The sequence below is a fragment of the Halobacillus sp. KGW1 genome, from assembly GCF_001592845.1.
GTDB lineage: Bacteria > Bacillota > Bacilli > Bacillales > Halobacillaceae > Halobacillus.
In genome coordinates this window covers 769484-791549 of sequence record NZ_LSOC01000002.1, presented here as the reverse complement: position 1 = coordinate 791549, position 22066 = coordinate 769484, and the positions used below count along the sequence as shown (strand labels likewise).

21 protein-coding genes are annotated in these 22066 nt (G+C 46.7%); all 21 read right to left on the bottom strand.

Features of this window, described 5'->3' with window-relative positions; translation table 11 throughout:
- The gene (yfmF, locus tag AXG56_RS04715) at positions 1-1284 is read right to left on the bottom strand and encodes an EF-P 5-aminopentanol modification-associated protein YfmF (protein WP_008640061.1); all 1284 of its coding nucleotides are present in this window, start codon (positions 1282-1284) and stop codon (positions 1-3) included.
- A 131-nt stretch (positions 1285-1415) separates the two neighbouring features.
- Entirely contained in the window at positions 1416-2375 is a 960-nt protein-coding gene (locus AXG56_RS04710) for an ABC transporter permease (protein ID WP_008640060.1), read from the bottom strand.
- Complete coding sequence (locus tag AXG56_RS04705) at positions 2376-3422, bottom strand: ABC transporter permease (protein ID WP_026577443.1); 1047 nt, start codon at positions 3420-3422, stop codon at positions 2376-2378. It lies immediately after the preceding gene.
- Complete coding sequence (locus tag AXG56_RS04700; protein ID WP_008640059.1) at positions 3422-4948, bottom strand: ABC transporter ATP-binding protein; 1527 nt, start codon at positions 4946-4948, stop codon at positions 3422-3424. Before AXG56_RS04700 ends, AXG56_RS04705 begins: the two co-directional genes overlap by 1 nt.
- A 136-nt stretch (positions 4949-5084) precedes the next feature.
- Positions 5085-6206: a BMP family protein gene (locus AXG56_RS04695; RefSeq protein WP_008640058.1), complete on the bottom strand. Its 1122-nt coding sequence runs from the start codon at positions 6204-6206 to the stop codon at positions 5085-5087.
- 120 nt (positions 6207-6326) lie between these two features.
- On the bottom strand, positions 6327-7052 hold the full coding sequence (locus tag AXG56_RS04690) for a GntR family transcriptional regulator (protein WP_008640057.1): 726 nt from the start codon (positions 7050-7052) through the stop codon (positions 6327-6329).
- 376 nt (positions 7053-7428) lie between these two features.
- A complete protein-coding gene (locus AXG56_RS04685) occupies positions 7429-9717 on the bottom strand; it encodes a DNA translocase FtsK (protein WP_008640055.1) in 2289 nt (762 codons plus the stop codon).
- 127 nt (positions 9718-9844) lie between these two features.
- The gene (locus AXG56_RS04680) at positions 9845-10054 is read right to left on the bottom strand and encodes a YlzJ-like family protein (RefSeq protein ID WP_008640054.1); all 210 of its coding nucleotides are present in this window, start codon (positions 10052-10054) and stop codon (positions 9845-9847) included.
- Complete coding sequence (locus AXG56_RS04675; RefSeq protein ID WP_026577445.1) at positions 10051-10770, bottom strand: ClpP family protease; 720 nt, start codon at positions 10768-10770, stop codon at positions 10051-10053. Before AXG56_RS04675 ends, AXG56_RS04680 begins: the two co-directional genes overlap by 4 nt.
- A gap of 165 nt (positions 10771-10935) precedes the next feature.
- Positions 10936-11808 carry a 4-hydroxy-tetrahydrodipicolinate synthase gene (gene dapA, locus AXG56_RS04670; protein ID WP_008640051.1) on the bottom strand — a complete coding sequence of 291 codons (873 nt, stop codon included), beginning with the start codon at positions 11806-11808 and terminating at the stop codon, positions 10936-10938.
- Positions 11805-13046 (bottom strand): aspartate kinase, encoded by a 1242-nt coding sequence (gene dapG / locus AXG56_RS04665; RefSeq protein ID WP_008640049.1) that lies wholly within the window; start codon positions 13044-13046, stop codon positions 11805-11807. Before dapG ends, dapA begins: the two co-directional genes overlap by 4 nt.
- Positions 13047-13070: 24 nt before the next feature.
- Positions 13071-14117, bottom strand: a complete 1047-nt coding sequence (gene asd / locus AXG56_RS04660) for an aspartate-semialdehyde dehydrogenase (RefSeq protein ID WP_008640047.1) — start codon at positions 14115-14117, stop codon at positions 13071-13073.
- Positions 14118-14221: 104 nt separating this feature from the next.
- Positions 14222-14821: a dipicolinate synthase subunit B gene (locus AXG56_RS04655; protein ID WP_026577447.1), complete on the bottom strand. Its 600-nt coding sequence runs from the start codon at positions 14819-14821 to the stop codon at positions 14222-14224.
- The gene (gene dpaA / locus AXG56_RS04650; RefSeq protein ID WP_026577448.1) at positions 14818-15711 is read right to left on the bottom strand and encodes a dipicolinic acid synthetase subunit A; all 894 of its coding nucleotides are present in this window, start codon (positions 15709-15711) and stop codon (positions 14818-14820) included. Before dpaA ends, AXG56_RS04655 begins: the two co-directional genes overlap by 4 nt.
- Positions 15712-15843: 132 nt before the next feature.
- Positions 15844-16077: a YlmC/YmxH family sporulation protein gene (locus AXG56_RS04645; protein WP_008639630.1), complete on the bottom strand. Its 234-nt coding sequence runs from the start codon at positions 16075-16077 to the stop codon at positions 15844-15846.
- Between the two features lie 20 nt (positions 16078-16097).
- Positions 16098-17024: a polysaccharide deacetylase family protein gene (locus tag AXG56_RS04640; protein WP_026577449.1), complete on the bottom strand. Its 927-nt coding sequence runs from the start codon at positions 17022-17024 to the stop codon at positions 16098-16100.
- A gap of 101 nt (positions 17025-17125) precedes the next feature.
- Positions 17126-19249 carry a polyribonucleotide nucleotidyltransferase gene (pnp, locus tag AXG56_RS04635; protein WP_062513419.1) on the bottom strand — a complete coding sequence of 708 codons (2124 nt, stop codon included), beginning with the start codon at positions 19247-19249 and terminating at the stop codon, positions 17126-17128.
- A gap of 119 nt (positions 19250-19368) precedes the next feature.
- Entirely contained in the window at positions 19369-19638 is a 270-nt protein-coding gene (gene rpsO / locus AXG56_RS04630; protein WP_008639627.1) for a 30S ribosomal protein S15, read from the bottom strand.
- 128 nt (positions 19639-19766) lie between these two features.
- A complete protein-coding gene (gene ribF / locus AXG56_RS04625; protein WP_062513417.1) occupies positions 19767-20705 on the bottom strand; it encodes a riboflavin biosynthesis protein RibF in 939 nt (312 codons plus the stop codon).
- A gap of 42 nt (positions 20706-20747) precedes the next feature.
- A complete protein-coding gene (truB, locus tag AXG56_RS04620) occupies positions 20748-21644 on the bottom strand; it encodes a tRNA pseudouridine(55) synthase TruB (RefSeq protein WP_008639625.1) in 897 nt (298 codons plus the stop codon).
- Positions 21645-21715: 71 nt separating this feature from the next.
- Positions 21716-22066 (bottom strand): 30S ribosome-binding factor RbfA, encoded by a 351-nt coding sequence (gene rbfA / locus AXG56_RS04615; protein WP_008639624.1) that lies wholly within the window; start codon positions 22064-22066, stop codon positions 21716-21718.

Here is a 22066-nt window from a genome sequence, read left to right as displayed (position 1 = left end):
TTATTCCCCTCCGTCTTTGCTAGTCAAGAAGTAAATCGTATCCAGTTCTAACTTGTTCGCCATTTTAATGACATCATCTTTAGTCACCTTGCGGATGTTTTCGATCAGTTCATCCGCAGGCATCTCTGCACCGGAAATCATCTGATGATAAAGGACTTCGATCAACCCGTTTGCATTGTCCATTGTCTCCTGCAGCTGGTTGATGACCTGTTCTTTCGTTTCTTCCACCTGCTGTTCAGTAAAGTCTCCTGCTTTCATCGCATCCATTTGCTCCAGGATAATCGACTTTGCCTGTTTGTAATCTTTTGGATCCACCCCGCTGAATACGAGCAGCAGCCCCTTGTGGCTTTCAAATCGTGAAGCAGCATAGTATGCAAGGCTGTGTTTCTCCCGGACATTCATGAACAGCTTGGAACTCGGAAAGCCGCCGTAAATTCCATTAAAGATTTGAAGGGCGTAATAATCATCTTCCCCGAATTTCGTATACGTACGATAGCCCAGGTGAAGTTTCCCCTGCTTCACTTCTTCCTTCTCTACAATCTCACTCACTTCCTCCACCTGTTTGGACACAGAGACTTGGTCATTATCCGAATTGTCGCTGTTTTTCCTCGTGAAGAAGCGGCTTGTTAAAGACTCAACATCTTTGGAGGGAATGTCTCCGATTACATACACATCAAGCATATCACCCTTAATCATCTGCTCATAATAGGAATAAAGGGATTCCGGCGTGATGTCTTTAAAATCTTCTAAGTACCCGTGTACATGGAGTGCGTAAGGCTCATCCTTGCACATATTATCCATGAGACGCAGGTTCGCATAACTCATTTTGTCATCCTTAATGGACGTAATCTTCTGCTCAAGCGTCTGTTTCTCCCGTTTGACGATATCTGTATCGAATCCATCCCCTTCTTTTTTGGGATCGAACAGGACTTCATGGAACAGCTTGAGTGCTTCTTCTAATATCGGCTCTTCGTCGTTTAAATAAGCTTCGTTCACCACTTCCATGCGAAAGCTGATGACATGGTTCTCCCCTTTTTTAGATCCATCGCTGGAAAGTGCTGTCCCGTAAAGGTTCTCAAACGCCGACTGCAGGGAACGGATATTGGGGTGATTGGAGGTCGCTTTCTGAAGCACATGTGGAAGCAGCGCACGTTCCGTGATACCTTCCCTTTTAAGCGGCGCTTTGAATTTAGCTACAATGGTGATCGTTTTATATTTCTTGCTAGGTAATATATGTAGACGGTACCCTTCTTTATCGAGTATCGTTTCTTTTGTCAATTTCATATGTGTATCCTCCTTCTTATTCTTTTATTATTATAGACGGACATGTCCATATTCATCCATTATAGCTAATGCTAAGGTATATGTGGGAAAAAGTAAAAAATTAAGCCCGGCAGTTATGCCGGGCTTAATTTTTATCGATTTCCTTTTACATAGGCTTCCCCGAGAGATCTCGGTGCATCGGCACGGCCGATAAAACCTGCAAGCGCAAGGATTGTCAGCACGTAAGGTGCAATTAAAATAAAGACGCTTGGTACACTCTCCAGGAAAGAAATATCGGATGAAACGATACTTAAACTCTGAGCAAACCCGAAGAATACGGCAGCACCAAGGGCACCCAGCGGATGCCATTTACCGAAGATGACGGCTGCGAGGGCTATGAACCCCTGCCCGAGAATCGTCCCTCCTGAGAAGTTAAGCGCGACCGTCAGTGCATAAACCGCCCCTCCAAGACCACCGAGGGCACCCGAGATCATAACACCAATATATCGCATTCTGTACACTTGGATTCCGTTTGTATCCGCAGCCATCGGATGTTCCCCGACCGAACGCAGCCTGAGTCCAAACGGTGTTTTGTAAAGGATAAACCAGGACAAGAATGCTAATGCAACTGCTAAATAGGATGGCCAGTACCATCCGGTGAAAAATAAATCACCGATAATAGGAATTTTGTTTAATAGCGGAACATCTGCCGAGTAAAAAGGTTTGGAAACGAAATCAGTTTGACCTTTATCGTACCATTGCTTCGTCAAGAACAAGCCAATACCCAGGGCAAGGAAGTTAATTGCAACGCCGCTGACTACCTGGTCGGCCCGGAAAGAGATAGAAGCCACAGCATGGACCAGTGAGAAGATGGCAGACACGACCATAGCAACTAGTATGGAAACCCAAGGAGTTGCACCGCCAAGAGCATCAGCAAACGTCAAGTTGAATACGACGGCTACAAAGGCTCCCATAATCATCAAACCTTCCAGGCCGATGTTAATGATGCCGGACCGTTCACTGAACACCCCGCCGAGGGCCGTGAAAATCAGAGGGGTAGCGAATACAATGGCGGAACCGAGAATACGGCTCAATATTTCAATGAATTCCATTTATTTCCCCTCCTTCTTAAAGCGCAGAATGACCCATCGGATCATATAGCTTGAAGCAACAAAGAATATAATTAACGCAATAATAATTTCGACCAGTTCGGTAGGAACTCCGGAAACGGTCGGCATGTTCAAGGCTCCAATTTTCAATACACCAAAAAGAAATGCCGCTAAAACGACTCCTAGAGCGGTGTTTGCACCAAGCAGAGCAACGGCGATTCCGTCAAATCCGATGTTTGTGAAGCTCGTCTTGGCAGACATGAATCCGAAAGTGCCGAGGCCTTCCATCGCACCTGCAAGACCGGCAAAAGCACCGGAGATCACCATAGCCATAATAATATTTCTGCCAACGTTCATCCCGGCATAATTAGACGCATGCTGGTTGAAACCGACGGAACGAAGCTCGAAGCCACGTGTCGTCTTGTTCAAAATGAACCACATGACAAGAGCCATGAATAAAGCAAGAATGAACCCGTAGTGAATACGGGAATAGAAAGTCATTTCTGCCAGCCAATCCGACTGGAAAGAAGCCGTAGGAGCAATATTTGCTGTTCGATCTTCCCCGTCGGTAAGAACGTTTCGAATTAGAGAATTGGTAACATACAGGGCAATATAGTTCATCATGATTGTTACAATAACTTCGTGTACGCCGAGTTTCGCTTTTAATAGACCAGGAATGAACCCCCAAAGGGCACCTGCAAAAGCCGCGGCAAGGACGGCAAGTGGTAAATGGACGGCCATTGGCAGTTCAAAAGAAATACCCACCCATACCGAAGCGAGCCATCCCATGAAGACCTGTCCTTCCACACCGATGTTCAACAAGCCGGAGCGGAGTGCAAAAGCGACAGCTAAACCAGCAAGAATATACGGCGTGACTTGACGAATCGTTTCACCAATGAAATAAGCATCTCCGAAGGCGCCATTCCAAAGTGCTGCATACCCTTCCAACGGATTATATCCAGAGAAAAGCATAATCAAAAGACCGGCAAGAAGTCCAAGAACCACAGACAAGACAGGGATGAGGATATTGATCATACGGTTTGAAAACATTACTCTCCACCTGCTTTCTGTTCCGTATTTCCGGCCATTAACAGACCGAGCTGTTGTTCATCCGTTTCTTCCGGCGTGACATTCGCAATGATTGTTCCGTCAAACATGACAGCAATGCGGTCACTCACGTTCATAATTTCATCGAGTTCGAATGACAAGAGCAGGACGGCCCGCCCTTTGTCCCGTTCCTCGATCAGCTTCTGGTGAATGAACTCGATTGCTCCTACATCAAGACCACGAGTCGGCTGAGCAGCGATAATGAGATCCGGGGACCGGTCCACTTCCCGGCCGATGATTGCCTTCTGCTGGTTCCCCCCGGACAGGGCCCTTGCTTTGGTGTACGCATCCGGTGTCCGGACATCATATTCTTTAATGAGGCTTTCCGCCTTCTTGTAGATATTTTTGAAGTTCATAATTCCCTTTTTCGAATAAGGCTGATGATGGTATGTTTGGAGCACCATGTTTTCCCCAATTGGAAAATCGAGGACCAGACCGAATTTGTGCCGATCCTGAGGTATATGGGAAACACCCGATTCTGTTATTTTTCTAGGAGTGAGGTTGGTAATGGCTTTATCATGAAGCTTAATTGTACCCGAATCTGCTTTCCTCAATCCGGTAATTGCCTCAATCAATTCCGACTGTCCATTCCCATCGACACCAGCGATTCCGACGATCTCTCCTGCTCGGACGTCCAGGTTCAGACCTTTGACCATCTCGACGCCTCGTCCGTCCTTCACCCGGAGATCCTGAACAGATAAGTAGATGTCTTTCGGTTCTGCAGCTGTTTTCTCCGTGGAGAAGCTGACATCCCGACCGACCATCAAAGAAGCAAGCTCTGTAGGTGTTGTTTGTTCGACGTCCACCGTCCCGATTCCCTGGCCTTTACGGATGACCGTGCAGCGGTCGCAAACCTCCATAATTTCTTTCAATTTGTGTGTAATGAGGATGATCGACTTTCCTTCCTCCACTAAACTCTTCATTATTGTAATTAGTTCTTTAATTTCCTGAGGCGTCAATACAGCAGATGGCTCATCAAAAATGAGGATATCCGCTCCTCTGTATAATGTTTTTAAAATTTCGACTCTTTGCTGCATACCTACGGAGATATCTCTCACCTTGGCTCTTGGATTTACGTTCAAGCCATACTTTAAGGAGAGTTCTTCTACCTGCTTTTCCGCTTTTTTAATATCGACTGTCATGCCTTTTGTCGGCTCACTGCCGAGCACAATATTCTCGGTCACAGTGAACGTATCGACGAGCATGAAGTGTTGGTGTACCATTCCGATTCCAAGGTTGTTTGCCACGTTCGGATCGGAGATGTTCACTTTTTTTCCGCGAACTTTGATTTCGCCTCTTTCCGGCTGGTAGAGTCCGAACAATACGTTCATAAGCGTGGATTTCCCTGCCCCGTTTTCCCCGAGCAGCGCATGTATTTCTCCCTTTTTCACCTGCAGGTTGATGTTGTCATTTGCCACGATCCCCGGGAATTCTTTCCTGATGTTCAACATTTCAATAACATATTCCATCTATCTTCCTACCTCCCCCTGATGTCCTCTAAAAATCAGCGAATGAAAAGGGCCGGAACGATCTTTTCATTCGCTGATTTTTCCTTTTTCAGACAAAAGAAAAGGCCGGCTCTCACCAGCCTTTTCTCATTACGGTTTACAATGAATCTTCATATTCCTTCAATTCGTCATGTGTACTAGGAACTTCGACATCACCGTTGACAATCTTCTCTTTCCATTCTTCTACTGCAGAAACGATATCTTCTGTCATTGCCTCTTCGTTCGTAGTAGCAAGGCTGATTCCATCATCAGAGAGACCATATTCAACGACTTCTCCACCAGGGAACTCTCCGTTCATGGATTTTTCGGAAATATCCTGAACAGCTAGGTCCACACGTTTAACCATGGATGTCAGCGTCACGTTGGAATCACCGATCTCGCCTTCCTCGTGCTGGTCACGGTCGACACCAATTACCCAGACATCTTCATCAGGGTTGCCATTCTTAATGTCTTTCGCTTGGGCGAATACGCCGTTTCCGGTTCCACCGGAAGCATGATAGATGACGTCTACACCTTTGTCATACATGTTGGAAGCAATAGCTCGTCCTTTATCCGGGTTACCGAAGCTTTCTGCATACTCTACTTCGACTTCGATGTCGGCATTAACGGATTTAACTCCGGCAACGTAGCCTGCTTCAAATTTGTTGATCAAGCTGCTGTTTTCCCCGCCGACAAAACCTACTTTATTCGATTTAGTCTTTTTAGCGGCAGCTACCCCGGCAAGGAACGAACCTTCCTGCTCACGGAATGTGATCGACACGACGTTGTCACCTTCCTGCACGGAGTCGACAAGAGCGAAGTGTGTATCCGGATTCTGCTCTGCCACATCAGCAATCGCCGGCTGAAGCAGGTATCCGATTCCAAAGACAAGGTTGTAGTTCTGACGGACAAGGCGATTCAAGTTAGTGGCATAATCGGCATCACTTTCTGATTGCGCATAATCAATGCCTTCTCCTTTACTGAATCCATTCTCATCGCCAAAGGCCTGAAGACCCTCCCAGGCAGACTGGTTAAAGGATTTATCATCGACGCCGCCTGTATCTGTAACCATTGCTACAGAGAAGTCACCGGATGATTCCTCTGAACCGGACGACTCTTCATTTCCTGAGTTGTCCTCTCCACCAGATTCTTCCTCGTTATCTGAGCCGCCGCAGGCAGCAAGGACCATACCAAGCGTAAGTAGTAAAACAAAGACTAAAAGAAAACGATTCTTCAACAAAACAATGACCCCCTAATTGATTTTGTTAAGTATGAGTTGCAAAGACCAACCTTAGGAATATCTTTGTAAACCAGCCTCACCTCCCTAAAATGGCACAAAGTCATCTAAAACAGGAAAGCATCACACACGTTTTCTCAGAACATGGAAGCTGAATTTATCTGCACGGAAGTAGTTGGATGAAAGGAGCATTGGAATATCATCCTGGGAGTAGTGCATTTGTCTAAGTAACAGCAGCGCCTGATCGGGCTCGCACTTCAGGATCGGGGAAATCCGTTCATGGTAACCGATGGGTTCTATGTGGGTTACGGCATATTCTATCGACTTGCCGGTGTAAGCTTCGAGCACTTGAAAGAGGGAATCCGCTTCCCTGACATGGTCGATGGGAAGGAGTCCTTCGGGAATTTTATCGGTACAGTAAACAACAGGCTCGTCATCCGCGGTACGGACACGCTCTACTTTCGCAAGCGATGTCACTTCAAGCGGAGAAAACCTGGCCTTATCCTTTTCCGTGGGGTCGATTAAATCCGCCGATAGATACTGGGAACCAGGAGTCATACCTGATTTCAAAATCATTCCTGTCACACTATCGAGCTCCTCGATACCGGATGTAAACAGTGGTTTGGAATTGACGAATGTCCCCACTCCGTGCCTTCTCGTGACGACACCGTCTTCCTCCAGTATTCGGAGCGCTTCACGAAGGGTTGCTCTTGATACACCAAGGGTTTTGGATAATTGGAATTCTGATGGCAGCTTTTGTTTCTCTTTAAAAATACCGTGTTCAATATCTCGTTTTATCTGCTCGATCACCTGTAAGTATAGATGACGAGTATCCTGTCTAATGGACATCGTTTCACCCCAAGTCTTTTGAACTATCTGAGAGATCTGACCTCTGACGTTCGACACATCATATTTTTACAATAATATAACACTATACAAGGAATAAATAAATACAATTTCCCCATTTTTGTGAATTTTACGACAGCATCTTCTGTGAAACCTTGATATCAAAGGGTTTTGATTAGAGATAATTATATAGCCCCCGTGTACCGGGCCCATTTCCCTACAGCAGTGGATTAACGCGTCAAATCATTGGATATTCTGGTTTTTCCCTTGTTACATACTAATGGGATAATGTTCCATCCTAATTCGACTTTTGGTTTCATGGAATTATCTTCCTTTTGCAACTAAAAAAGGAGCTACTGACGGGCAGCAGCTCCTTTGCTCAGGAAGTATGTTGTTCTTCTGTTGACTGGCTTACGAGGACAGCTCTTGGTTTACTTCCTTCGTAAGGACCGACGATGCCATTGTCTTCCATTGCATCGATCAGCCGCGCGGCACGTGTATAGCCGACGCGGAAACGTCTCTGAATCATAGAAACACTGGCACTCTGCATTTCTATAACCATTTGGACGGCTTCCGGATACAAATCATCGTCCACTTCCTGCTTCACTTCGCTTTCTTCTTCCGGAATCATTTCATCCTGGTATTGAGCCTTCTGTTGTTCCACACAAAAGCCGACGACCCGCTCCACTTCATCATCCGATAAAAAAGCACCCTGTACTCGTGTCGGTTTGTTTGAACCGACAGGGGTAAAGAGCATGTCTCCTCTACCAAGCAGCTTCTCTGCTCCTCCGGAATCCAAAATGGTCCGAGAATCTGTTTGAGATGATACACTGAACGCGATTCGAGATGGGATGTTCGCCTTGATGACGCCGGTGATAACGTCGACAGAAGGACGCTGCGTTGCAATGATCAAATGGATGCCAGCCGCCCTTGCCATTTGGGCAAGTCTTGTGATTGCATCCTCCACTTCGTTGGAGGCGACCATCATGAGGTCGGCCAGCTCATCTACGAGTACGACGATATATGGAAGCTGCGGCTGTTCTTCTTCTGCATTCTGGTTCTGCCTTCGGATGTATTCGTTATATCCTTCGATATTTCTCGTTGCAGAATCAGAGAAGAGGTCGTACCTTCTTTCCATTTCCGCCACCACTTTTTTCAGCGCTCTGGATGCTTTTTTCGGATCCGTAACAACAGGAGCCAGAAGATGCGGTATACCATTATAAACGTTGAGCTCTACCTTCTTCGGATCAATCATCATCATTTTCACTTCATGAGGCTTGGCACGCATGAGGATACTCGTAATGATCCCATTGATGCAGACACTCTTCCCGCTTCCGGTCGCCCCGGCTACGAGCAGGTGAGGCATCTTGTTTAATTCAGACATGACTGCTTCTCCAGAAATGTCCCTTCCAAGGGCGAAGCTCAGCTTGGATTCAGGCTTCGACTTCCCTGTCTCCAGCACTTCTCTCAAGGAGACCATCGAAACTTCTTTGTTCGGTACTTCGATACCGACGGCTGATTTACCCGGGATCGGCGCCTCTATCCGAATGTCCTTGGCGGCAAGGGCAAGGGCGAGATCGTCGTTTAAATTAACAATCTTACTAACCTTTACCCCAACATCCGGGTAGACTTCATATTTCGTCACGGCAGGTCCGACGTGAACTTTAGTCACCTTTGCCTTGACGCCGAAGCTGTGGAACGTTTTCTCAAGTTTTTTCACAGTCGCTTGGATATGAGATCTTCCCTGTGTCTGAGGCGTGGAACTAGGTTCGTCCAGCAATTCAAGACTCGGAAGCTGATAATCAACATTCTCAAGCTCTGCGGTCGGCATGGAGGTTTCCAATTGGACATCATCCGGGTCTTTTGCTGGTTTGCTTTCAGAAGATGGCTTATCCGTCTTCCGTGCATGTTCTGTAAAGTCCTGTATGATAGGCTCCTCCGAAGTCTCCAACTCTTCCGGTTCGTCTTTCTCTTCGTTCATTTCATAAACTACGGTTTCCTCAACATCTTCTTTCTCTTTCACAGGAAGAGATTTTTTCTCCTCTTTTGCCTGTTTCAAACGCTCTACCTGGTCTTTTCCAATCACCTTCAGCTTCTTGCCGAGCTTCGAGAAAAATTCGCCAATCGACCATTCACTTACAAATATAAGTCCTACGATGAATAAGAAAAAAGCGGCAATCGCTGTCCCTACACCGGAGAACAGATAATAGGTTATCGATAAGAGAACAGCTCCAATGAGACCTCCTCCGACCGTGTAAAAGGAGGCTTCCCCTCTCATCATAGCTGTAAGCCGCTCCCACGTCATGGAGAGAATGGAGCCATTGCCGGATCCGAGCTCCGCGGACAATGTTTCTAAGTGCGTAAACAGTAAAAGAGATATCAAAAGGATATACATACCAGCTAATCGTCTATGTAAAAAGGTCGGCCATTTGCGTTTTACCATGAGATAAATACCGACAACAAGGAAAAATAAGGATACGATAAAATACCATACGCCGAAGAAGAACTGCCATAAATGCTCGAGACCTCCAGGAACTGCACCGTCACTGATTGCTGCAGCACCGCTGCCAATCACGGCCAGGAACAGGAAACAGAGTCCGAGTAATTCAAATTTTATTTGACTTTTGAAATTCGTCTGTTTCTTTTTCTTTTTTCGTTTTCTTGCCATTCCGATTCCACCTCCCTAAGCTGAAAGGAGAAGGATGCCTGCTGTTCTTCTTCCCCATCCAAGAAGATGACAGCGGCATCCTTTTTTTCTTTCAGCTATCCTAATTATACCATAGGGCGGTGTAGTGTTACGAGTCCAACCATTGTCCCGGCTGGAGCTCAGGATCCATATAATGAGCAGGATCTGTGGATAGAATCTGCATGATCTGCTTCTTTCCATCCGGCGTCTTCGCACATTTTAACGGGCACTTCTCATGTTGATGGAGAATCACTTGATAAGCCTCGTTCTCCGGAGGGAAAATGTCCTGTTCGCTGAGCGGCGTGTAAAGGATGCTCATTGGACGACCTGCTCTCCTGTATCTTTGTTCGCTTCGATCATCTCATTCAGCTTCCCCATCGCTTCTTTCACGCCGCCGACGGCATCGATCAAGCCTGCTTCCACTGCTTGTCTCCCTACGATGTTCGTTCCGATATCCCTGGTCAGATTGCCTTTTTCGAACATGAGTTCCTTGAATTTCTCTTCTTCAATGTTGGAATGCCTCGTTACGAAATTGATGACACGATCCTGCATCTTATCCATATACTCGAAGGTTTGCGGGACACCAATGACGAGACCAGTCATACGGATGGGATGAATAGTCATCGTCGCCGTCTCTGCAATAAAAGAATAATTCGATGATACGGCGATCGGAACACCAATGGAATGCCCGCCCCCAAGGACGATGGAAACGGTCGGTTTAGACAGTGATGCAATCATTTCCGATATGGCAAGGCCAGCTTCGACATCCCCGCCTACTGTGTTTAACAAGACAACTAATCCTTCAATTTTCGGGTTTTGTTCAATCGCAATCAGCTGAGGTATTAAATGTTCATACTTTGTTGTCTTATTTTGCTGTGGCAGCTGCACATGCCCTTCCACCTGACCGATAATAGGCAGGACGTGAATGTTGGAATCACCGGGCTGTGGCACGTTGCTCTGACCCAGCTGTTGTATTTTATCTACGAGAGAAGACTGTGGTTTGGCTTCTTTTTCTTTGGGCGTATCTTCGTTCATGGTATGATCAGACCCCTTTTCTTCTTTTCCCGTAGTATGACTTAAACACATTGGAATCATACAGGCATATCCTTTGATTTACCATGCTGCAATTCAAAGAACCTGCGCGTCGAAAAAAACCGCCCTTCCTTCAGTAACAAGAAGGAAGGGCGGATGTATGTGCTATTAAGGAAACTTACGGATGATCGCTTCGATAAGAGCATCTTCATCCAGGCTGAGAGGTACAAGAGGAAGCCTCATCCCTCCCGTGTCCATCCCCTTTTTCTTGAGGGCGGCTTTCACCGGTGCAGGCGAAGGCGCGCAGAAAACCGCTTGGAATACGGGAAGAAGTTTTCTGTGGAGAGACGCCGCTGCCTTATAATCCCCTTTTTCAAATAATTGCAGCATCTGCTGCATTTCTGAACCAATGATATGGGAAGATACACTTATGATACCATTCGCACCGATCGCATAAGCTGGAAGTGTCAAATGATCATCACCACTGTAAAGCGAAAAGTCACTTCTCGTATTTTCAATTATTTGAGCCATTCCGTCCAGGTTTCCTGTTGCTTCTTTTACTGACACGATGTTGTCCGTTTGAGACAGTTCGATGATAGTTTCCGGAGCAATGGTAACAGAAGACCTTCCCGGGACATTGTAGATCATCACAGGCAGACGGACGGCACCCGCAACAGCTTGGAAATGACGAAGCAGCCCCTGCTGATTCGGCTTATTATAGTAAGGGGCAACGACCATCACAGCATCCACCCCTGTTTGTTCGGCACGTTTGGAAAGTTCCACCGATTCACGTGTATTATTGCTTCCTGCTCCGGCAATGACAGGAGCACGGCCTCCTGCCACTTGAACGACGTGGGTCCACAGAGTCACTTTCTCATCAGCAGAGAGTGTCGGTGACTCCCCCGTCGTCCCAGTAACAACTAAACCGTCCGAACCGTTTGCAAGCAGGTATTCCACTAACTCTGTCGTGCGTTTTAAATCAAGTTCCCCACATTTGTCAAAAGGAGTAACCATTGCTGTCAGCACTTTTCCGAAATTCATGATAGGTTCGCCCCATTCTTCGCTCTAGAATTCAATTGGAAGGTTTCATGCAGCGCGTTGACGGCAGGAATCAAGTCTTCTTCTCTCACCAGCACCCAGATAGTCGTATGGGAATCAGCAGACTGCAGAATGGGAATGCCCTGATCGGTTAAAGATTGCACGATTTGTGCGGTTACACCCGGAATACCTGTAATTCCGGCGCCTACGGCGGAGACTTTTGCACACTGTCTGCGAATGACAGGGTCATACCCCAGATCTGTTAGGATATCTACGGCTTTTTCTGTGTACAAATGGTTTATGGTGTAAAGGACACCAATTGGAGATATATTTATGAAGTCTACGGATATATTAGCCGAAGCCATGGATTTAAATACGTCCGATTGGAGTTTGGAGGGGTCTTTCTTAGAAAGTACTTTGATTTGTGTTAAACCGTCCATATGAGCAATCCCGGTGACGGTCCTTTCCTGGATGTCCTGACCGAAGCTTTCTTCTTTCGTACCTGTGACCAGAGTTCCGAGAGAATCCGAATAAGTGGATCGCACCCGGATTGGAACTTTCGCATGCATAGCGATTTCAACCGCACGAGGATGTATCACTTTTGCACCTTGATAAGCAAGATTGCAGATTTCATTATATGTGATGCTTGTGAGCGGTCTTGCCTCTTTTACAATCCGCGGGTCCGCCGTCATAATGCCGTCGACATCGGTAAATATATCAATGTAATCCGCTTTCAGCGCAGATCCAAGAGCCGCAGCAGTTGTATCACTTCCCCCGCGCCCGATGGTTGTTACATCTCCTTGAAGCGTCTGACCTTGAAAGCCGGCTACGACGACAACGTCTTTCGTCTGCATAGTCTGCAGGAGGCGTGCCGGGTTCATCTGCGTAATTTTCGCTCGAGTAAACTCTTCATTGGTTGTAATTCCAGCCTGAGCTCCGGTTAAGGAAACAGCAGAGATTCCCGCTTTGCAAAGTTCATGAGCAAATACAATGGAGGAAATCGTCTCTCCGCAGGACATCATTAAATCCTGCTCCCTTAATGATACTTCTGTTTTTGGGAAGTCGATTAACCCAAGAAGCGTATCCGTCGCATAAGGGCTTCCCTTTCTACCCATAGCTGACACTGTTATGACAACTTTATAGCCTTCGTCCAAAGCATTTTTCACATGATGGATCGCCCGGGATCTGCTTTCCTGATCCCGGACGGATGTTCCACCAAATTTCTGCACAAGTAGCTTCATTTGGCCACCTCTACTTATATGAGTTTACAGCCACTCATTCGCGATCAAGCATTCTGCGATCTGCACAGAATTCCATGCCGCTCCCTTAAGCAAGTTGTCAGAGACGACCCAAAGGTGGAATCCGCGATCATCGTCCAAATCTTTTCTGATTCTTCCGACGAACACATCCCTTTTATCTGCCGCGGAAAGCGGTGTTGGATAGGTCTGTGTCGCAGGGTCATCTTCAAGGACAATACCAGGTGCATCGGCCAAAAGCTGCTTAATCTCCTCAACCGTGACGCCGTCTTTCTCTACTTCCACATACACACTCTCCGCATGGGAAGTGAAGAACGGAAGGCGCACACAGGTGGCTGCAACGGATAATTCAGGGGCATGCATGATCTTCTTCGTTTCGTTGATCATTTTCATTTCTTCGAATGTATATCCATTATCCTGGAACACGTCAATCTGCGGCAACGCATTGAATGCGATCGGATAATGCTTCTTATCTCCTTTTACAGGAAGAATGTCTGCTTTCAAATCCGTATCATCGAGGAATGCCTGGGACTGATTCCTTAATTCCTCCGCTGCTTCATTTCCAGCACCGGAAACCGCTTGATACGTGGAAACGATCACACGCTTCATCCCCACGGCTTTGCGCACTGGTTCCAGTGCAGCAACCATTTGAATGGTGGAACAATTCGGGTTGGCAATAATTCCTTTATGATCAGCAATATCTTTCTCGTTCACTTCCGGTACAACGAGCGGTACATCTTCCGCCATCCGGTAGGCACTTGTATTATCTACAACGACAGCGCCGCGCTTGACCGCTTCCGGTGCCAGTTTCTTGGAGACGGAACCTCCTGCGGAGAATAAAGCGATATCGATTCCTTCGAAGCTCTCCGGAGTCGCCTCCTCCACCGTATAATCGTTTCCTTGAAATGTCACTTTCGATCCAGCTGAGCGACTGGAAGACAGAAGCTTAAGCTGGTTGATTGGAAAGTTACGGTCCTCCAGCGTTTCGAGCATTTTCTGTCCGACCGCTCCTGTCGCGCCGACTACGGCTACATTATATTGTTTTGCTTCACTCATCAAATGGCATCCTCTCTCTGTGTGTTGTTGTAAGAATAGTAAGATATGTCACTATTTTTGTTATTTTATCATATTTCCAAGAATACCTGTATGAAAAGTTTCACTTAATTTGGATAGCGTTCGATCAAGACCGGCTGCAGCTGTTTCCCTAAGAGGGCCGCTTCAATAGTCTCCGGGATAAGCGTCATATCAGCCACGAGAGAATTAGGCTTTTTGAATGGATGATCCTGACCAAGGGGGACGAAGTAAATATGCTTTGTCGCCATCAATCTCATGATGTTGACCCCGTTCAATCCGAGGGCATCATTGGTTGAGACTGCCAGCACTACAGGACTTTCGTTTCGGAGTGTTGCTTTTGCCGCCATCAGTACGGGGGAGTCTGTTAAAGCATTCGCAAGTTTACTTGTAGAATTACCTGTAAGAGGAGCGATTAACATACAGTCAAGCGGGCGTTTGGGTCCAAGCGGCTCTGCATCCGGTATAGTCATGATCGGTTTTTCCCCGGTGATTTCCTCCACCTTCTTCAGGTGGTCCTCCGCATCTCCAAATCTTGTATCTGTTTTCTGGACGGTATAGGACAATATCGGAATAACCGTCGCACCCTTATCCACAAGCTGCTGCATGATAGGAAACACTTCGTGATACGTGCAGTGCGATCCGGTCAATCCGAAACCGATTACTTTTCCTTTTAATGTTGTCATCATCCATTCTCCTTCCGCGCTTTGTGGTCCAGAAGCCTCTGGACCACATCTGCTATAATTCTCCCTGCGGTTTTCGGTGCTACAATCCCCGGGAGGCCGGGTGCAAGTAAAGCTTTGATCCCTCGTTTATCTGCATATTTGAAATCTGTCCCTCCCGGTTTGGAAGCAAGATCCAATATGAGCGCATGAGAAGGCAACTGCTTTATAATGGCAGCATCGACAACAGGATGAGGTACCGTATTCAAAAGAATATCGCAGCCCATGTCTTTATCTGTTATATCATTCATATCAATTGGTTTTAAACCCATTTCATATACTCTTGCTGCACTTTCCGGGGTCCGGACTCCCACGGAGACGTCGGCACCAAGATGATGGAATGTCCTTGCAAGACCGACACCTACACGTCCCAGACCAAATACAATCACTTTGGATCCGTGTATCGTGAAGTCTGTATGCTGTATGACGAGCATGAGCGTTCCTTCCACCGTGGGAATGGAATTGTAAATGGCCACATCATCCCGGTCCATAAGCGGAACCAGCTTACGGCCTGCCCGACTTGCAAGATTAGTCAGGTAAGTGTTTGTGATTCCGGTGAAAATCTGACAATGCTCCGGTGTCCGCTTTAACCATTCTTCCGATAAATCGATGAGTTGATTGGAGAAAATCCCCTCAATTCTTCCCTGATCGTCCGTCCCCGCAACGGGAAGGATGACGGCATCGAGTTTCTCTGCTTGCTGGCTTTCAAAATCAAGCTCCACTGCCTCTCTGAAGCTTTCATTTAATTGATCGAACCCCGCCAAATACACCGTGGCATCCCACTCATTCAAGCGCCTGATCAGTTCGATCTGCCGGGCATCTCCTCCTATTACCGCTACATGATATCCTGTTAGCATTACGGATGTCTCCTTCTTTCTATGATCTTATCTCCTTGTATCCTATGCCGTAACGCCAAGATAGTGATTTGCTTTAAACACAAAAAAACACCACAGCAAAAAGCCGTGGTGGATGATGATTGGATCCTTTCTTCAGCGTCTGTGGAGAAGGATCGTTTCATCCCCAATGGTTTTAATCTGACTCCATTCAATGGTCAGTTCCTTTTTCGACGTGCCAATGCCGATCAAGCCGTGGTTCATAATAACAAGGGATTTGATGGTCCCTGATGCGGGATCGATGATAAGATCAGCTTTCCCCAGCACCCCCAATTTCTCTCCATTATCAACATCGATGACCTGCTTTTTAGCCAATGATTTCATGCGCATCCTGTACCGCACCTCTTCCTCTAACGTTCTTCTGATAAGAATGAAGGCAGTGCTGTAATCTTGTATCCCTTATCCTGAATGCCCTCAATAAGCTCCCCGAGACTGTCTCTCGTCACTTCCGTCGGATGCATGAGAATGGTAGCTCCGTTATGAACTTTACCCAGCACCCTGTTAAGCAGCACATCCTTTGTCGGCTTCTTCCAGTCTATAGTATCTACGGTCCAAAGGATCGTTTCCATTCCCATCTCATCCGCTGCTTCCACAGCCGTCTGTGAATAGCTGCCGGAAGGAGGGGCGAAATAGGTGATGTTCTCTTTTGTCAAACCGAATAAAAGCTCATCCGCCTGTTCCAAATTGGCTGTTGCCTGCTCTTTCGACATTCTCGCCATATCTTTATGCATATATCCATGACTTCCGATGGTGTGTCCCTCTTCTTCTATCATTTGAACAAGATTGGTGAATTCTTTTGCGAATGCCCCGTCAATAAAGAAGTTCGCTTTCACCTGATGCTCCGAAAGAGTCTCAATCATGTCCGGCAGATACTCTTCCCCCCAGGACACATTAATGAGAAGGGTCACAGCTTCCTTATCCGGATGTCCCCGATAGATGGGGGAAGGAGGGAGATCATCAAGAGAAACCTTAGGTGTGATGCGTTTATAAACAAACAGGTCAGAATCAAACGTCCCTTTCTTCTTCATCTTTTTGTAGGATGCCTCTACGTTTACTTTCCTGCCCATAATCCCCGGTGTCTTCTTCCAGACAGAATCGATCCGCGCATCTTCCACCTTCCACTCGTATTTCGATTTTCTCTCTTCTATTTCCTTATATAGTGGATCTTCTGCATCCACATTCACGGAGACAACTTCCTCCACTGTCCAATAGGCAAGTACTAATCCGGCCAAAAATGACAGCAGAATAAAAAAAAGCCCAACCGTTCTCTTATTCATGGACAACCACCTCTAGAGACAGTATATGATCCATGCGAGTACGTTAGACTTGTTTGTTAAAGGAAAAAAAGAGACTGGCGGGCCAGCTCTTCTTCTCACTATTATTTATTTACATTCGCTTCTTCATCTTTTTTCTCGTCGATCAAAACGGCTTTACGGGAAAGGTTGATTCGTTTCTGACTATCGATTTCCTTAACTTTGACACGGATGGTGTCTCCAAGAGATACGATATCTTCCACCTTACCAATTCTTTCTTCCGCCATTTCTGAAATATGGACAAGTCCTTCTTTACCTTTGAACAATTCAACGAAGGCTCCGAATTTCTCGATGCGCTTCACTTTACCGTCGTAGACTTCTCCGACTTCCACTTCACGGACGATATCTTCAATGATTTTACGTGCCGTTGCGTTCATTCCTGCATCGGTGGATGAGATGAATACCGTACCATCCTGCTCGATATCAATCTTCACTCCGGTATCATCAATGATTTGGTTAATCTGTTTCCCGCTTGGTCCTATAACGTCACGGATCTTATCAGGATTAATCTTCATCGTCATGATCTTCGGTGCGTGCTCAGAAAGTTCACCGCGAGTTTCCGGCATTGTTTGAAGCATATGGTTCAGGATCTCCATTCTGCCTTTTTTCGCCTGAGCGAGAGCTTCGTCAAGAATTTCTCTCGACAACCCTTCAATTTTAATATCCATTTGCAGGGCTGTCACACCTTTGGCTGTTCCGGCAACTTTGAAGTCCATATCGCCGAGCGCGTCTTCCATGCCCTGGATATCTGTCAAAATGGTATAGTCATCGCCTGATTTGACAAGGCCCATCGCGATACCTGCCACTGGTGCCTTAATTGGAACACCTGCATCCATCATAGCAAGCGTACTTGCACAAATACTTGCCTGAGACGTAGAACCGTTGGATTCAAGTACTTCAGATACGAGGCGGATGGTGTACGGGAAGTCTTTCTCGGAAGGGATAACCTTCTCCAACGCCCGCTCACCAAGTGCACCATGACCGATTTCCCGTCGTCCCGGGCCACGAATTGGTCCTGTTTCACCCACGGAGAATTTAGGGAAGTTGTAGTGGTGCATAAACCGTTTGGATTCTTCAAGGTCAAGCCCGTCCAGAATCTGTACATCACCAAGTGCCCCTAATGTCGCCACGCTCAGCGCCTGTGTCTGGCCGCGCGTGAACAATCCGGAACCGTGTGTCCGTGGGAGCAGTCCAACACGGGAAGTCAACGGACGGATTTCGTCCACCCCACGCCCGTCCGGACGGATTTTATCTTTTGTAATTAGACGGCGAACTTCTGTCTTCACCATATGTTCAAGGATCGATGCAACCTGTTTTAAGGTATCTTCATCGGCTTCCTGCTCTTCATAGATGGATAGAATTTCTGTCTTAGCCTGATCGATTGCTTCCTCACGGGCTTTCTTCTCTTCCGTCTTAATTGCTTGTATAATGGTATCCTTCGCCTGTTCTTCCACCTTGCTCTTAAGCTCGGCGTCTAAGTCAAACAACTGGACGTCCATTTTCTCACGGCCGACCGCTGCAATGATCTCTTCCTGGAATGCTACCAGACGTTTGATTTCCTCGTGTCCGAACATGATTGCTTCAAGCATATCTTCTTCTGCAACCTCATCCGCACCGGCTTCAACCATGTTGATCGCATCTTTCGTACCGGCAACCGTTAAATCGATATCACTTTTCTCCTGTTGTTCGATAGTCGGGTTGATGACGAATTCTCCATCGACTCGACCGACGATCACTCCTGCGATCGGCCCGCCAAATGGAATATTGGAAATTCCAAGGGAAATCGAAGAACCGAGCATCGCTGCCATTTCAGAAGAACAGTCCTGATCGACACTCATTACAGAACTGATAACCTGTACATCATTACGGAAACCCTCTGGAAACAGCGGGCGGATTGGACGGTCAATCAAGCGGGATGCAAGGACTGCTTTGTCACTCGGACGTCCTTCCCGTTTAATGAAACCTCCAGGGATCTTACCAACAGCGTATAGACGCTCTTCGTAGTTCACAGTCAATGGGAAGAACGGAAGGTCCTTCGGCTCTTTGGATCCCGTCGCAGTAGACAGGACTGTCGTATCACCGTAATGGACGAGTGCCGCACCATTTGCCTGTTTTGCCAATTCACCGATTTCTACAGAAAATGTACGACCGGCGACATCTATGGAAAACACTTGTTTTTCTTCTGCCATAAAGAACTTAACTCCTCTCAATAACTCTCATTTTCAACTTAAGGGGCTATGAACAGTTTACACCCTTCTGTATGTAAACATACAGAAAAAGCGGGAATACTCCCGCTTTTTCCCATCCATTAACGACGCAAGCCAAGGCTCTTGATTAACTCACGGTAACGTGTAATGTCTTTATTACGTAGGTAGTTCAATAGGTTACGACGCTTACCTACCATTTTAAGCAATCCACGGCGAGAGTGGTGGTCCTGCTTGTGTGTACGCAGGTGATCGTTCAATGTCGTGATTTGCTCAGTAAGTACAGCGATTTGTACTTCTGGAGAACCAGTGTCATTGTCATGAGTTTTGTACTCATTGATTAGTTCTTGTTTACGTTGTTTTGTGATAGCCATTATAGCTACACCTCCTATAAATAGTTAAGAATTCCCTATCCCCGAGCGGACGTCGGAGCTACGTTCCGCCAAGCGAAGGTTCCATAGTAAAGACTACATTTTTTTCAGGTGAAATGCAAGGGAAACCGTCAATTCCTCTTAAAAAATGTACGAACCTCAGCTTCGTCCTGCTTCCGCTGGCCCGCAATCTCCTCCGTATCAGAAAAGTTACGCTCGCTGCGGATCCGCTGATGGAAGCACACCGCAAGACATTCACCGTACCAGTCTCCACGAAAATCAAAAGCATGCACTTCCAGACTTACATGCTGGGTATCATAAAACATCGGTTTCTGCTCTAAATTCGCCATACCCAACAGCTTCTTCCCTTTAAGACGGATCGAAACGGCGTACACTCCCGGTTTCGGAAGGTAAAAGCTCTCATCCACCTGTATGTCTGCGGTCGGATAACCACTGGTTCTGCTCCGTTTTTCACCGGAGACAACTTTCCCTGTGATATAGAAGGGTCTTCCGAGCAGCCGTTCTACTTCACTGACCTCCCCTGTATCCAACAGCTTCCGAATCCGCGTGGAGCTGACTTTCTCTTGATCCTTCTCCACTTTCTCAATGACTGTATGAGTCAACCGGCCCCTGGCATCGTCAGGAAGTGTACGCATAGATCCCGCGCCTTTATATCCATAAGTAAAATCAAACCCGGCTACGACGTGTTTTACATGCAGTCCTACAAAATAGTGCTCAACAAAATCTTGTGGAGACAAAGAAGCGAGCCCCTTGTCGAAGCGGACGACGAATAGGTAGTCGATGCCCATTTCTTTAAGGATTGCTTTCTTCTCTCCAAGGGGTGTGATATACCTTGCCTTTTTTCCGCTGTTTTTCAATACGACCGACGGATGAGGATCAAATGTCATGACCGCTCGCTTCAAACCAAGTTCGTCTGCCTTCCTACCCGCGGCTTTTATAACCTTCTGATGACCCTTGTGAATACCGTCAAAAAAACCGACGGCCGTTACATTCGGCTCGATCTCCAAAGGATCTACAGGCGATGACTGCGATAAATGAAACGTTTCCATTAACTCACCTGCGCTTTACTGTAATTGTTGCTTCCTATTCTTTCAGAATACCCGGACAGGCTTGATCTTTCCAGGTTTCTCCGGATGTTTCTGATAAATGGCCAGCGCCGTATCCAAACGGGAGACTACAAAAACGTCTTCTGAGAAATTGTCCGGCTCCTCCAGTACTCTTCCGTTCGCAATCATTGCCTGCTCTGCTTCTGTCACTTCAAGAACAGGAAGATGGGTAAGGCCCCGTTGAAGCGGAAGCAGAAATTCACTGATTCTTCCTTCATCTGCTGCCTCTTGCAGCTGATCGAAGGTGTAGCAGTCCCCTTTCTCAATGCCTCCTGTCTTCGTACGTACCAGAGAAGACATATGAGCAGGAAATCCGAGTGCTTTCCCTATATCCACGCAGAGAGTCCGGATGTATGTACCTTTTGAGCATACAGCGCGGAAGGAGAACGAGAAAGTACCGTTCTGAACAGATTCATCTACCGACGTAAGCGCAATTTCCTTAATGGTCACATGACGCGTCGGCCGTTCGATAACTTTTCCTTCTCTTGCGTATTCGTAGAGCCGCCTGCCGTTTACTTTAACCGCCGAGTACATCGGAGGAGTCTGAGTAATTCTTCCTTCGAAAGACCGAAGTGTCTCTTTAATTTGTGTTTTATCCACCGGTTTGTCCACGCTGAGCGTTTCCACCTGATTCCCTCCGGCATCCTCTGTATCTGTCGAATACCCCAAGGTCACTACGGCTTCGTATACTTTGTCGGTGTCCGTCAGAAACGGAACAATTTTCGTCGCCTTTCCAACGCACAATGGCAGGACACCTTCGACATCCGGATCAAGCGTACCTGTGTGGCCGATTTTCTTCATTCTCAACATACCACGCGCTTTACTGACGCAGTCATGAGATGTAAACCCTTTAGGTTTCCATAATGGTAAGATTCCATCCATAGCTTCCACCTCCATCCTGAAATTAAAAAGAACAGATAAAATCCGTGCTTAAACAAGCACGGATTCCATTATCAGCTTTCCGTATCATCCAAATCACGGAGGAGTGTTTCAATACGATTCCCGCGTTCAATCGCTTCATCGAATTCAAACATGATCTCCGGCGTTTTACGGAGTCGAATTCTCTGACCAATTTCAGAACGGATGAAGCCTTTCGCTTTTGCTAAGCCAACAAGGGTATCATGCCGTTGTTTTTCGTCTCCCAATACGGAAATATATACTTTTGCCTGTTGCAAATCACCCGTCACTTTGACTTCGGTGACGGTTACAAAGCCTACGCGCGGATCTTTGATTTTCTTAGAGATGATGTCACTCATCTCTTTTTTCATCTGCTCACCGACGCGGCTTGCTCGTAAATCGTTCAT